The sequence below is a fragment of the Nostoc cf. commune SO-36 genome (assembly GCF_023734775.1).
Lineage (GTDB): Bacteria > Cyanobacteriota > Cyanobacteriia > Cyanobacteriales > Nostocaceae > Nostoc > Nostoc commune_A.
The window spans coordinates 423553-437604 of sequence record NZ_AP025732.1 but is presented as its reverse complement, the minus strand read 5'-3'; the positions used below and the strand labels follow the sequence as shown (position 1 = coordinate 437604).

At 40.3% G+C, this 14052-nt stretch carries 12 protein-coding genes and 2 pseudogenes; 8 read left to right on the top strand and 6 right to left on the bottom strand.

Annotated features, from left to right (window positions below):
* Positions 1-76: 76 nt before the first annotated feature.
* Positions 77-505 (bottom strand): hypothetical protein, encoded by a 429-nt coding sequence (locus ANSO36C_RS01995; protein WP_251958159.1) that lies wholly within the window; start codon positions 503-505, stop codon positions 77-79.
* Between the two features lie 338 nt (positions 506-843).
* Between ANSO36C_RS01995 and psbQ the strand changes: the two genes are divergently transcribed.
* The 4 genes from psbQ (at position 844) to hemJ (ending at position 4315) form a co-directional block, all read left to right on the top strand.
* A complete protein-coding gene (psbQ, locus tag ANSO36C_RS01990) occupies positions 844-1311 on the top strand; it encodes a photosystem II protein PsbQ (RefSeq protein ID WP_251958158.1) in 468 nt (155 codons plus the stop codon).
* Positions 1312-1412: 101 nt separating this feature from the next.
* Positions 1413-2558, top strand: coding sequence for an NAD(P)/FAD-dependent oxidoreductase (locus tag ANSO36C_RS01985; protein WP_251958157.1), 1146 nt, complete (start codon positions 1413-1415; stop codon positions 2556-2558).
* Between the two features lie 158 nt (positions 2559-2716).
* Positions 2717-3568, top strand: a complete 852-nt coding sequence (locus tag ANSO36C_RS01980) for an alpha/beta fold hydrolase (protein WP_251958156.1) — start codon at positions 2717-2719, stop codon at positions 3566-3568.
* 165 nt (positions 3569-3733) lie between these two features.
* Positions 3734-4315: a protoporphyrinogen oxidase HemJ gene (gene hemJ / locus ANSO36C_RS01975; RefSeq protein ID WP_251958155.1), complete on the top strand. Its 582-nt coding sequence runs from the start codon at positions 3734-3736 to the stop codon at positions 4313-4315.
* Between the two features lie 505 nt (positions 4316-4820).
* On the opposite strand, the gene ANSO36C_RS01970 is transcribed toward hemJ, so the two are convergent.
* The 3 genes and pseudogenes from ANSO36C_RS01970 to ANSO36C_RS01960 form a co-directional block, all read right to left on the bottom strand.
* Positions 4821-5729 (bottom strand): peptidoglycan-binding domain-containing protein, encoded by a 909-nt coding sequence (locus tag ANSO36C_RS01970; RefSeq protein WP_251958154.1) that lies wholly within the window; start codon positions 5727-5729, stop codon positions 4821-4823.
* A 547-nt stretch (positions 5730-6276) separates the two neighbouring features.
* A pseudogene (gene speB, locus ANSO36C_RS01965) lies at positions 6277-7318 on the bottom strand (agmatinase SpeB).
* A 123-nt stretch (positions 7319-7441) separates the two neighbouring features.
* Entirely contained in the window at positions 7442-7744 is a 303-nt protein-coding gene (locus ANSO36C_RS01960) for an acylphosphatase (RefSeq protein WP_251958153.1), read from the bottom strand.
* 83 nt (positions 7745-7827) lie between these two features.
* Here ANSO36C_RS01960 and ANSO36C_RS01955 point away from each other — a divergent pair, with 83 nt between their 5' ends.
* The 3 genes and pseudogenes from ANSO36C_RS01955 (at position 7828) to ANSO36C_RS01945 (ending at position 11567) form a co-directional block, all read left to right on the top strand.
* Positions 7828-8205 carry a DUF1823 family protein gene (locus ANSO36C_RS01955; protein WP_251958152.1) on the top strand — a complete coding sequence of 126 codons (378 nt, stop codon included), beginning with the start codon at positions 7828-7830 and terminating at the stop codon, positions 8203-8205.
* A gap of 447 nt (positions 8206-8652) precedes the next feature.
* Positions 8653-10310 (top strand): annotated as a pseudogene (locus ANSO36C_RS01950) (alpha-amylase family glycosyl hydrolase).
* Positions 10311-10508: 198 nt separating this feature from the next.
* On the top strand, positions 10509-11567 hold the full coding sequence (locus ANSO36C_RS01945) for a 3-deoxy-7-phosphoheptulonate synthase (RefSeq protein ID WP_251958151.1): 1059 nt from the start codon (positions 10509-10511) through the stop codon (positions 11565-11567).
* 125 nt (positions 11568-11692) lie between these two features.
* Here ANSO36C_RS01945 and ANSO36C_RS01940 read toward each other — a convergent pair whose 3' ends face one another.
* Both ANSO36C_RS01940 and ANSO36C_RS01935 read right to left on the bottom strand, forming a co-directional pair.
* Positions 11693-12196, bottom strand: coding sequence for a 2TM domain-containing protein (locus ANSO36C_RS01940; protein WP_251958150.1), 504 nt, complete (start codon positions 12194-12196; stop codon positions 11693-11695).
* A 152-nt stretch (positions 12197-12348) separates the two neighbouring features.
* On the bottom strand, positions 12349-13158 hold the full coding sequence (locus ANSO36C_RS01935; protein WP_251958149.1) for a creatininase family protein: 810 nt from the start codon (positions 13156-13158) through the stop codon (positions 12349-12351).
* Positions 13159-13315: 157 nt separating this feature from the next.
* Between ANSO36C_RS01935 and ANSO36C_RS01930 the strand changes: the two genes are divergently transcribed.
* Entirely contained in the window at positions 13316-14032 is a 717-nt protein-coding gene (locus ANSO36C_RS01930) for an ROK family protein (protein WP_251958148.1), read from the top strand.
* The last annotated feature ends 20 nt before the right edge of the window (positions 14033-14052 follow it).

Genomic DNA, 14052 nt, shown 5'->3' with positions numbered 1-14052 from the left:
TGTTGCCATTATTGGGAAGCGGCGTATTGTTCGTAGAGTAGGACAGATAGATGTTTGCCTCTACCCTTGTGTTATTTTAATCATTTGACTTATTAAAAACTTCTAAAATCTGTCGGCAAATCTGTTTTAACTTCTCCTCAATTTCATTAGAAGGTGAAGATGCGCCGACAATACTCCAATTTTCCACCGTAGAAAGTCGCCATGCTTCGCCGCGATGATCAAATCCAGCTATCTCTACGCCGATCGCACGGCGTGAATTACTGATGGGATCTTGATAAAATCGGATTTGAATTAAGATACTACGACTTCTCCAAGATTTGCTGATACCAGGAAAGTGAAAGCCAATATCTATAGAGTCTGGATCGATTAACTCCCTGGTTTCTGGGTCATTCTTCCAGGGCTTAAGATCAGATTTGGCATCAGGAAACTCGAATTTGAACAAATTAACCACCGTAGCAATGTTGCTGGCGAGTTCAAGGTTCGTTGCCTGTTCAGCTGCATTCACTAAAAAACACTCCTATATTGCGTCGGCATCTTCGGGGATGTGAAGACAGAACAACCGCCAGAAGGCTTATCTTATTGGTGTTTCAGCTTATCAAGACCTTTGAAATTTAGCAACACTAGATTATACTTCGGGAGCAATCATTGTTACTAAACAAATGCCAAAAATCGCTTCGTGTTGAGGCTGGTTAACACCTATTAAGTAATTGTACTTAAAAATCTCTCATTGGAAAAAATATCAAGATTTTCTGCAAAATCCTTGGCTGACAAGGATGATAAATTGCGCTAGCGATCTAAAATGACACTGTGAATCGGTAAACCAAAAGCAATTAAGTTCAATATATGGTGCGTCAACGCTCGATTTTTTCATTTTTCCTAGTACTATTGGCCACATTCCTCATTAGTTGTGGTGGCCCTGGTGTTGCGATCGCACCCCCGACTTACACAGCAGTACAACTTGAAAAAATTCAGGCATACCTTCCTGAAATTCAAGCTGTACGCGATCGCTCAGAGGAATTGACTACTCTGATTAAAAAAGGTGATTGGATCAATGTGCGTAACTTTATACATGGGCCGATAACAGAAGCAAAGCTGAATCTGACTTATATCACTCCCAACCTTCTACCCAAAGACCAACCCACAGCACGTCAAATAACGCGAGATTTTTTTAAAGACCTAGTTAAACTCGATAAAGCTACTAGTGCTAGCAATCCTCTAGTTGCCTTGAATCAATCCCAAGCTGCTTTCGCAGAGATTGACAAATTCCTCCAACTGCTTCCTAAAACCAGTAGCGAAGCAGAGGCAAGTTAAGCGCGAGGTAAGATAGGCAGAGGGAGATAAAGAGGAGTTAACTTGCTCCCCCTGCCTCCCCTGCTTATCCGAACCGTCCCCATCTTCGCTTCAAAATAGCAATGAGTCATGTAGTTATTATTGGTTGTGGTGTAGTTGGGGCTGCGATCGCATACCAACTTAGTCTAGTAAAAGGGTTGAAAATTACAGTTTGCGATCGGCAAGCACCAGCACAAGATTCCACAGGCGCTGCACTTGGCGTTTTGATGGGCGCAATCAGCCAAAAAATCAAAGGCAAGGCTTGGCAGATGCGACAAACTAGCATCCAACGCTATGAAACCTTGATTCCTGAATTAGAAGCTTTAACAGGTCGCAAAATTCCTTTTAATCGTCAGGGAATTCTCATGCTTTTGTCTGATTCCTCCCCTTCTCTAGAGGGGATTTCAGCATGGGAAAAACTCATAGAAATTCGCCACTCTCAAGGCTGGCATTTAGAAATATGGGATACGGCTAAACTTGAGAATATCTGTCCTCAAATTAATCACGAAAAAATTACTGGCGCTGTCTATTCTCCGCAAGACCGCCAAATCGATCCAACAGCCCTGACGTTAGCTTTAGTTGAGGCTGCCCAGCAAAATGGGGTAACTTTCAAATTTGGCGTGACTGTTTTGGATGCCCCAACCTCAACACCTGAATTTTCTTCCCAATTTTGCCATCAACTTGAGACTTCAGAAGGAAAAATAGCGGGTGATTGGTTTGTAATTGCGGCAGGGCTAGGTTCAACACCACTGACGGCAAAATTAAATCAGATGGTTGATATCCGCCCTGTGCTTGGGCAAGCGTTGCAAATGCGTCTGGGGCATGCGTTAGGTAATCCTGACTTCCAGCCAGCGATAACGGGTAACGATGTCCATATTGTTCCTGTGGGTGGTGGAGATTATTGGGTAGGTGCAACAGTGGAATTTCCGAGTAATGGCAATGAGATTCCGCCAAATCAAGAACTGCTGGAATCTGTTAGAGAACAAGCGATCGCATTTTGCCCAGAATTAGCCACAGCAACTATTCTCCGCACTTGGTCGGGGTTACGTCCCCGCCCAGAAGGACGGCCAGCACCAGTTATTGGCAAGTTACCAGGGTTTAATAATGTCCTCCTAGCTACCGGACACTATCGCAACGGCGTTTTACTAGCACCCGCCACAGCTTATGCGATTTGTGAGATGATTACTTTTCAGGGAATGGGGAGTGGGGAGTCGGGAGTAGGGGGATGAGGGAGCAGAGGAAGCAGAGGAAGCAGGGGAGGCAGGGGGAGCAGGGGAAGAAGAACTATTGATTCTTCAGCCATGCCCAATGCCCCATGCCCAATGCCCCATGCCCAATGCCCAATTCCCAATGCCCAATGCCCAATGCCCAATCATAGGAATATAGCGTGTCAATAACAGAACATAAAATCAATGTAGATTCACTGGAATGGTTTTATCGGGAATCTTTACCAATCGGCAGAAGTGACTTAGCGCCTGTGTTGTTGCTACACGGCTTAGTTTCACAAAGTTACAGTTGGCGTCATATTATACCTGCTTTGGCGAATCAAGGTACAAGAGCGATCGCTCCAGATTGGATTGGTTACGGCTTTTCTGCAAAACCAGAAAAACGAGATTTTGCTTACACTCCCGATGCTTTTATTACAGCTTTAGAAGGATTTATTAAAGCGCTAGAACTTGAACATTTTTCTTTAGTTGTACAAGGCTTTTTAGGTTCTGTAGGGCTACAATATGCCTTGCGTCATCCAGAACAAATTGCCAATTTAGTTATTTTAAACACACCAATTTCAACTGCTGCCAAATTACCCTGGAAAATTAAACAAATGGGTTTACCTTTGGCAGGTGAAGTCATGACCCAAGACCCCCTATTAGTTGATCGAACGCTAGAAAGTGGAAGCCGTTATCGCATCGAGGATAAAGATTTAGATATTTATCGAAAACCATTTTTGAAAAGTTCTTCATCTGGTCGGAGTCTCTTGTCAAGTATTCGCAATTTACAACTTGATTCAGCCATGACAGAAATACAATCTGGCTTTAAAGAATGGCAACAACCAATTCTGATTCAATGGGGTATGATTGACCCTTGGCTACCTGTAGACATTGCCGAAACCTTTGCTAATTACGCACCAAATAGCGAATTAATAAAACTTAATAACGTCGGGCATTATCCTCAAGAACACTACCACGAGGCGATTTTAGAAGACCTTCTACCCTTTGTGCGTCGTAAAGATGCTCAATAAAAATGAACCCACAAATAACATAGATAAATTATAAATATTTATCTATGTTAGAAAATAAATTCTGAATTTTTGCTAGATTGATAAATGTTATCCCCGCGTGCATTTGTGAACTTTTTATTACCACTAAAAATGCATCACAACCACAAGTAAAGGAGATTAGAATTCATGGCTTATTCATGGTTTAAAGCTTTTCATATTGTCGGATTTGTCGTTTGGTTTGCTGGTTTGTTCTACCTAGTCCGTCTTTTTATCTATCACGTTGAAGCTGAACAAGAACCTGAACCAGCGCGAACGATCCTGAAAAATCAGTATCAAATTATGGAAAAGCGGCTTTACTATATCATCACTAACCCAGGAATGTTTGTGACGATCGCAATGGCGATCGGTTTAGTAACCACTGAACCGGATATTTTAAAAGAAGGCTGGTTACATATCAAACTGCTGTTTGTGGCTATTTTAATTGGCTATCATCATTACTGCGCTCGGCTGATGAAGAAATTAGCAGTAGATGAATGTGGCTGGAATAGTCAGCAATTACGTGCTTTAAATGAAGCACCCACAGTTATGTTAGTAGCGATCGTATTGCTGGCTGTGTTTAAAAATAATCTACCTACAGATATCGCTGCTTGGGCTATTTTCGCCATGATTATTTTGATGGCAGTCACTATTCAACTTTACGCCAAAAAACGCAGACAAGATAAAGAGAAATTGACGGCACAGATAGGGCAACCACAAGAACAAAGTTAGACAAATTGACACTCCTCGACCTAAAGGTACGAAGATTCTTGGTTCAGCGAGTCCACTTAAATTAGACCCCTTGCGGTATCTAACCCAGAGGTGGTTCTCTCCTCAAGCGTTAACTTTCCGAGTGCCCCTCGGTAGTTGGATGATTCCAAAATTTGTTTGATTGAAATTCTGATCGCCTAGTCCCCATGAAGATTTTACCTATTCCTGGGCAGGAACTAGAACTATGGAATAGAACCCCATATCTTCAATTGTCAAGGTACAGATTGCCGTTAGGCATTTAGGTTTTTATACAGGTTGATTACCGTTCCTGTTAAACGTAATTTTACCAGAACGTGACTAAGGCGTAAACAACCTCAAACCGTTTTCATCCCTTGCCTCAAGTACGTAATACGGCGCGTAGCGCCTGTTACTCAAGGGCTTTCAACGAGTATTTTAGTAAGGTAGCACATCTGTGCTACCTTACTAAACGTTGCATCACAACAACCGCTACCAAGTAACCATTACCTCATTTTGGAAACGTTTTCAGTAAATCATCCCCAGGAATTACGGTAGTGTAAAAAGTATATTTGCGATTAGCGACATAACGGCGGTCTTGTTTAATAATCGCCATAAACTCTCTATGTCCCTCACGAGTACGTCCTACCAAACAACCTGCACTAGCAAGGCGAATATCATTTCGGGGAAAATCAAAGCCGTAGTGTTGATTTACATAAAAATTATCACCTGTATCGAGTTTGTCGCCAGTCCGTTTAAAATCTTTGTTGAAATCTCTGCAAACAGTTATATCTCCAACTTGCACTAATGCTTCATGAGGCTCTGCTGTACCGTGGGTACCGACAGCCCAAGCTTTGTATTGTCCAAACTGAATCCTGGCTGCTCCTTTGGGATTCATCGGATTATACGTGTAGTATTTCCCTGGTTCTGTAGTAGCTTCCCAGTGATCTACGATTTTGGGAACACCATTTACTACTTCAATAACAATCCGCCGATCATTAAATTCATTGGGTGTATCACTGTTGAGATTCCAGTCTGCATTTATACCCTCTATATAAACAATATTATATTCTTTTGGATTGGTGAATACCTGATAATCTTTAGATAGCATGTATTTCACAATCTTACTGGCAATGTCATTACCAAGTTTTAAGGGAGGTTTAGGAAGATCGTCTATTTTGGTTTCAATTAGTTTCTTGGCTGTGACTGCTCCTAAAAAACCATTCTCTTCAGTCTTTGTTAATTCTTGAAATTTTTTCAGAGCTATGACAGTAACAGGCCCAAACTTACCATCGGCTGGAGGTTCTAGCAAACCTAAGCCGATTAACAGTATCTGAATCTGACGAGCTAAGTCTATATCCTCAGCGATCGCATCGAATGCCCATTTTTCCTCTTTTCCCAAAAAATCTTGTAGTTTCATATTGCACCTGTTTTGTTTACCTATAGGTAAGTATAAACATCATGAAAACGATTGATGATGTTTGAAACTATACGCTCATCCAACAAGTTCTGCCAAAACTTTTATATTACTTTATGATTTAACATTGCATAATTACTTTATGACAGTAATTTTACTGAAAGCAAGCTTGATTATAATACTTAACTTTTAACAAATCCTAGTAAGTAAATGGGTGTAAATAAATATAATATGTTCTGTCATTGCGAGTGTTCGCGAAGCGTCTCGTAGAGAAGCGAAGCAATCCCAGAGACTTTGCGATTGCTTCATTTCACTCGCAATGACATCTTATATTTAATCATGCCTACCTACTTAACACAGCATAAGTAGCCCTTGCCCAAGGTACTCTTGGATAATCCATAGATAATTAGCCGCAAGCTGGTTTGCTAGCGCAATGTGTAAACTTGGTTTTTGGCAGTTTGAGGAATTATTCGGGAGTTAGAGATAGACGAGTTGCTGTTGTCATTATCCTGAGTTTAGTATGATTGCTACCCTGCCAAAATTTTATCGTTTATATTTTCTGTTGAGATAAATCCATCAAATTTGCCAGCTTGTAAACTATTCGCGCTCCAACATTACCATCCCACTCAGCATCACCAACTTCGCAGATATCAAAGCCAATAATTTTTCTTCCACTATTGACCAATTCCCGGAACAGACAAAAAGTTTGCTCTAATTCCAACCCACCTGGAACAGGAGTACCTGTACTCGGACAGAGTTTTGGATCTAGACCATCTACATCAAAGCTAATGTAAACATACTCAGGCAAAGAACTAATAATTTCTCGGCATAAATCAATCCAAGTTGTTCCAGAGTAAAGCTTTTGCTTAATAGCTGGGTCGTAATAAGCAATAATACGACTATCAGATTGGTCAATTATTTGCACTTCATCATGACTAATATCACGCAAACCCACTTGCACTAGCTTAGAAATTTGCGGTATTTTCATCGCATTAAACATAATAGACGCATGAGAAAACTCAAATCCCTCATAAGCATCGCGTAAATCTGCGTGGGCATCAATGTGTAAAATGCCATAGTTTGCGTAGTTAGCTGCTAATGCTTGGAAATAACCTAAAGGCGAACTGTGATCTCCACCAAGAACGGCGACTCGCTTACCATCATTAATTGCTTGCTGACAATTTTCAAACAGCCATTTATTAACCTCTTGACCAGCCTGATTAATTTCCGTCAAGACAGGTGTTAAATCTGGTGTATCTGAGATTTGTTTCCCTTGGCCTAATCGCTCGATAATCTGTGCTGCCAAAGTGCGGTAGTATGTGTTTTTCTCTAAAATATCTTGGGAATTTCCACCATGAAAATTCCCTGCTTCCAACCATTAGGGTTATCAAAATCAAACAAATCCAGTTGAGTCGAAGCATCAGAATTCGCTGTGGGCCATTAGCAGTCCCCGCACCATAAGAAACAGTGACTTCCCACGGCACACCAAAGACAATCAGGTTTGCAGACTCGTAATCGCAAGGTAAACCTAAGAGGTTGCCATTTATTTCACCTACGCCGCTGGGATTGTAGTCTTGTAGTTGATTACTCATGAAGTATCTTCTTGATTTACGTGTATAGACAGCACACCGCCTAGTGGACATCTGCATTGTAATCAAAATTTTTTACAGGCGTTATGCTTCAAGAGATGAACAGGAAAAACCGTTGTTAACTTCTTAGTCAACCCGTTTAACTTCAAATCCCCGTAAGCCTTCTGGTACTTCATATTCAACCACAACATCTTTAACCACAGCATCAGGTGGCCCAGAGTAACACCAGCGAACCATGTCATCTACAACCTCTCGCGCCCCTTCAAAAACTGCCTCTACTCGACTTTCGGGGAGATTCCGCACCCAACCAGTTAATCCTAACTGTCTAGCTGTATCCACAGTGGCGTAGCGGTAGCCCACACCTTGGACTCGACCAGAAATTAATACACGGGCGCGGATGATGTTTGATAATGGTGTGGAATTCTGCATAGACTAGTCTAATCTTTACGATTTCCAGTCTACCTAGTTTGTGTATACACAAGCTGTTTTTAATTTTGAATTTTGACTTGCTTATGTCTAACCTACCACCACTTAATACAGAAACAATTTGGGCAATTCTTGAAGAAAAAGTTGATGATGCCACAGTTAACCAGTTGCTATGGCATTATTTAGGCTATCGCTATGATTCCTCAACTGCACTATGGGACACAAGTCAAGTTGCACCAGAATGGCAAAATGAGTACCCACAACCACCAGATTTTATTGAATCTCGCGCCGCAACAGTTAAGTTGACTCGTTCCATTCCCGTTGAAAATAAACAAATGCTAAAACAAAAACTGGGCTTCAAAGGTTACAAAATTGGTGAATTTGGGCCTCGCCAAACTCGTAGGGCAACGGCAGCGAATTGGCTATTAAGTTATTTGCAACAAACTAATACAAATTTTGTGTAAAACTGCACAAAATCAAGCTTGAGACAAGGGACTTCAGCTCCTTGTATTAGAGCTTGTTTGAAAAGTGTTTTGCTGTGACTTTAGGCATTTTTTTTTTTCCCACCTAACCCCTTTTTAAGAGGGCAACCTGAATCAAAGTCCCCCTTTTTAAGGGGGATTTAGGGGGATCTAAAACTTTTGATACCGACAATAGGACTTTTCAAACATTATACAAATTCTTGCAAAAAATAACAGTGACACCCATATAGCAAAGCTGTATTTTAGTCAATCAATAAATGGTATAAAAAGTTAAGAACCAAAAAAATACATATAAGTTTTATAAAATATTTATTAATTCTTCCTGAAGATAGAAGCACTCTTGAGTTAATTATTTCTCTAGAGCGATTTGTAAATTCAATTGAGTATCCGAGAATACTTTTATCAACCCTTGATATTACAAACACTTCTATGGCAAAGCCAATTGAATTTAATTTATTTGCACCTTACAACAAAGGAGCCGCATTAATTGGTTCTTTTTCTGATTGGCAAGAAATTCCAATGGAAAAAGGTGATGATGGTTATTTCCGTACAAGTGTTGAACTAGAAGACGGCGTTTATAAATATAAATTCCGCATCCAGTCAAATTCATGGTTTTTTGAACCAGAACAATGGGTTGATGTTACAGACCCTTATGCAACTGATGTAGATGAACTGAGTGGAAAAGATGATGGTGTTATCCGCATCAAAGATGGCGAAAGGATTACCGATAGATACCTTTGGCAACATGATGATAAGCCTTTACCTGCTGACCACGAATTAGTAATTTATGAATTACATGTCGGTGATTTTTCTGGTGGCGAGGATGATCCTTATGCACGAGGCAAGTACAAACACGTCATTGAAAAGTTAGATTATCTATGCGAACTAGGAATTAACGCTATTGAGTTGATGCCACTTAAAGAATATCCTGGTGATTATAGTTGGGGTTATAATCCCCGCCACTTCTTTGCAGCAGAATCTAGTTATGGTTCGACTGCTGATTTGAAAAAACTGATTGATGAGTGTCATGGCAAAGGTATTCGTGTAATTCTTGACGGTATTTATAACCACTCAGAAGCATCTGCTCCTCTAACACAAATTGACCACGATTATTGGTATCACCACGAGCCTCGTGACCCTGATAATAACTGGGGGCCTGAGTTTAATTATGAACATTATGATGAAAAATTAGATATTCATCCAGCGTGGAAGTTTACTGGTGAGGCAATTCGTTTTTGGATATCAGAATATCATCTTGATGGTATTCGCTTTGATGCAGCACGGCAAATTGCTAACTACGATTTCATGCATTGGATTGTTCAGGAAGCCAAAAAACTGCTGGCGCGAAGCCTTTTTATAACGTTGCTGAACACATTCCTGAAACTACCAGCATTACCAATGTAGATGGGCCAATGGATGGTTGCTGGCATGATAGTTTTTATCACTGCATACTAGAACACATTTGCGGTGATACATTTGATTTAGAGCGTCTCAAAGATGTCATTGACTGCAAGCGCCAAGGCTTCTTGGGTGTTACCAATGTAGTAAATTACCTCACCAACCATGACCATAACCATCTAATGATTGAATTAGGAAACCGTGAGATTTTTAACGAAGAAGCTTTTAGACGGGCTAAATTAGGAATAGCCATTCTAATGACTGCTGTTGGTGTACCTTTGATTTGGATGGGAGAGGAATTTGGTGAGTATAAACCTAAGCAACCTGAATCATCCAAAATCGATTGGACGCTGTTAGGTAATGATTTAAATCGGAGTTTATTTGAATCCTACAAAGGCTTAACTAACCTACGTAAAAGCAATCATGCTCTTTACACAGAAAATATTGATTTTATCCACGAAAATGCAGAGTCAAAAGTATTAGCTTATACTCGTTGGAATAATGAAGGTTCTCGTGTAGTCGTAATAACAAATTTTTCAGAAAATTTCCTAGCTGGCTATCATGTTCCTAACTTTCCTAGCCCTGGTACATGGCATGAATGGACAGGTAATTATGATGTCGAAGCTGGTGATGATGGTATCATAACTGACCTGGGGCCATACGAAGCTAAAGTGTTTGTATGGCAGTAATCATATACACAACCACTGAATCAGTGTTGCAATAGCAAAGAAAAGGGGAAAATATTTTCCCCTTTTTCAGTTATTATATTATTCACACATCGTCTATTCAAAAATTTGTCAAGTAAAAAACAAGATATTTTAAAAGCTCATGGGTTTGTGTTACACTTTTGATTTGAAGTGCGTATATAAAATTGCCAGAGCATCCCCATGCCTAACCAATTATTTAATAGTAATATCGACAACGCTAACATTGAGAACGATCGCATTTTATTAACTCCCAATGAAGTCAAATCAAAATTACCTTTAACAAAATTAGCCGAGCAAAGAGTTTTAGCATATAGGCAGGAAATAGAAAATATCCTGAATTTTCAGGATCGCAGAAAATTTATAGTAGTTGGGCCATGCTCAATCCACGACCCAAAAGCAGCACTCGAATATTCTGAACGGTTGAAAATATTGGCTGAACGAGTCCAGGATAACCTGCTGCTAATTATGCGAGTGTACTTTGAAAAACCAAGAACAACCGTAGGCTGGAAAGGGCTAATTAATGATCCAGATATGGATGATTCTTTCCATGTAGAGAATGGTTTATTAATTGCACGGGATTTATTATTAAAAATTACAGAGTTGGGATTACCTGCTGGTACAGAGGCACTAGATCCAATCATACCTCAATACATTAGTGAACTAATTACGTGGTCTGCTATTGGGGCACGCACGACCGAATCACAAACTCACCGCGAAATGGCAAGTGGGCTTTCGATGCCTGTAGGTTTTAAAAATGGTACTGATGGCAATATTCAAGTAGCTTTGAATGCCCTACAATCAGCTAGAAACCCGCATAATTTCCTGGGAATTAATCAAAACGGACAGGTCAGCGTCTTTCAAACTAAAGGTAATGCTTACGGTCACGTAATTTTAAGGGGCGGTAGTCAGCCTAACTTTGATCCAGCAAATGTGAAACTGGTAGAAGAAAAATTAAAACAGGCAGATTTACCACCAAGAATTGTTATTGACTGTAGCCACGGCAATACTAATAAAGATTATAAATTACAAGGTGCTGTCTTAGAAAACATTATTCAGCAAATAGTAGATGGTAATACATCAATAGTTGGCATGATGCTGGAATCGCATTTGTTTGAAGGTGGTCAACCAATTACTGGTAAACAAGAAGATTTAAAATATGGTATTTCTGTAACTGATAAATGTATTAGCTGGGAAGAAACTGAAAAAATTATTTTGGCTGCTCACGAAAAACTTAAATAACGATCAAAAAGGGTAGCACAACTAGCTGTGCTACCCAGATGCCTCTAAGACTTTAGGTTAAGTGATTTCGTTGAATCAAAGATTTCCATCCATTTATGCCGGATAGTGCCAAACCAGCAAGTATCCTAAGCCTGTAACGCTTTAAACCACTTATTCAAAACTGTACTGATGGTTTTCTTAATTTGATGGTTACGGCTCCATTTCTGGAATGCCATTTCATACTCTTCGCCTTTCATTTGAAAGGTATTCCAGCCATCAAACCCTAGTGGCAATCCGCAGAATAGTAAAATATAGAGCGACCAAGAAATTCCGCCACCAGTGATTAAATCAAGCAGTATAAAAAAGCCATTAAAAATTGTATAATTCCCTAGACGCTTCTGAAATTTTCTAATGCGGTAGGAATCAAAAGCTTTTCGCTGTTGGACTTGACCTTGTTGTACTAACCAATCGCGTTCTGCTAATTTTAAAGACTCAGGTGCAATTTCTAACTCAGCAGCAATTTCTAATATTTGCTCATAAGAAAATTCTTTGTCTTTGTCATCAGCTTGGCGTGCGATCGCTAAGTGGAGAATTTGTTGGACATCTTCTTGGCTATACGAGCGGATGCTTTGAGGTTCAAACGCCGTCATAATTATTTCTCTTATATTACTTTTAATAGAAATTTGCTGCTCGATAGATTTTAAGCAGCTACGCTAGTACTGTTTCCATTATTCCTACATTAGCAAATCTAGATGGTGTCCTGCATACAATGTATTGGATTTTTAACTTTGAATCAAACCTGTTAATCCTTCTCCACTTTTGCTTGTCGATAGGTATAAATATCTTGAATAACTTGTACCCAACCGTTAGCGACAGATTCGAGGATGCGATCGCCTTTTTCTTTCGTTGCGGTTGTGGGGTCGCCAATCACCCCAGTTTTACTGATATCTCGTGTCACCCAAGCTACAGGTAATTTACCCTCCCAACTTAGTAAACTACTTTCTGACTGTTCTGGGGGATACTCTGCAACAGCCTTTTCTAACTTCACTTGTTCTGGTAAAATTGATAACATAATGCTAGTTTCAGCATCTCCAGCGTGCATTCCTAACGCTGCTTCTTTCGGAGTCAATAAATCTTTAGTAATATTAGGCACGCGCCAAGTAAACAACGGGAATACCAAAAAGTCATCATATTTAACATGCAAATCCCGCGCCGCCATTTGCATAACTTGGGGTTGTCCGCCGTGGGAGTTCATTAATACCAGTTTTCTAAACCCAGCACGGTAAATACTTTCTCCCACTTCCATAATGATTGTCGTCAGAGTTGCCGTGCTTAGAGTAATCGTGCCGGGAAAGTGCCAGTGTTCGTTAGATTTGCCATAATAAAGGTTTGGTAAAGCATAAGCGGGAATACTGGCATCCAGCTTTTCCATTGCTTTTCCCAGCACCCCCACACCGATCGCAGCATCTACAATCAACGGTAGATGAGGCCCATGTTGTTCAATTGCCCCTACTGGCTGGATGATTACCACATTTTCCTTATCTGGCATTGATTGGATATCTGTCCAGGTGAGATAGGGAAAAAAGCGTTCTGGTGGAATGAAACTGTGCATATTACTTAAATTTATATTTTAGGGCATGGGGCATTGGTTTTTTCTCCCTCATCTCCCCCGCTACCCTCAATATAAAAACTCTCCAAGCATCCCGATATTATTTAGATGCAGCAGAGCATAATAACGGAAGAATAAGCATTAACAAGGATGTAACTCAATGGTTGAAGAAAATGGATCGATTCGCACCCTATCAGTTGATATTGGCGGTAGTGGCGTTAAGGCTATGGTTTTAGATATTACGGGTAATCCTGTAACTGAAAGAGCGCGTTTAGATACACCTCAACCGGCTACACCAGAGGTTGTAATAAATGCAATTGTTGTGTTAGCTGCGGCTCAAGGTGAATTTCATCGCGTTTCGGTAGGCTTTCCCGGCGTAGTGCGGTGTGGGGTCACAGAAACAGCAGTAAACTTACATCCAGATTGGATCGGATTTGATTTGGAAACAGCATTATTAAAACAATTAAATAAGCCTGTACGGGTGATTAATGATGCAGATATGCAGGGGTTTGGAGCGATCGCAGGTAAAGGTGTAGAATTGGTGATTACTCTGGGTACGGGGTTTGGTTCGGCTTTGTTTGTGGATGGTAAGCTAGTGCCAAATATGGAAATGGGGCATCATCCGTTTCGCAAAGGAGAAACTTTTGAGCAGCAGTTACGGCGTGCAGAGTTAGAAAAAATTGGTGACAAAAGATGGAATAAGCGTTTAGAAAAAGCGATCGCATCTTTGCAACATCTTTTCAATTATGATTACCTTTACATTGGCGGTGGCGAAGCGGTGAAAGTGAATTTACAGTTACCGTTAAATGTAAAACTCATTCCCAATATCACTGGTTTATTAGGCGGTATTGCTTTATGGCGAGAGGAAAAAAGGTAAAAAGTTTTACCGTATCCACA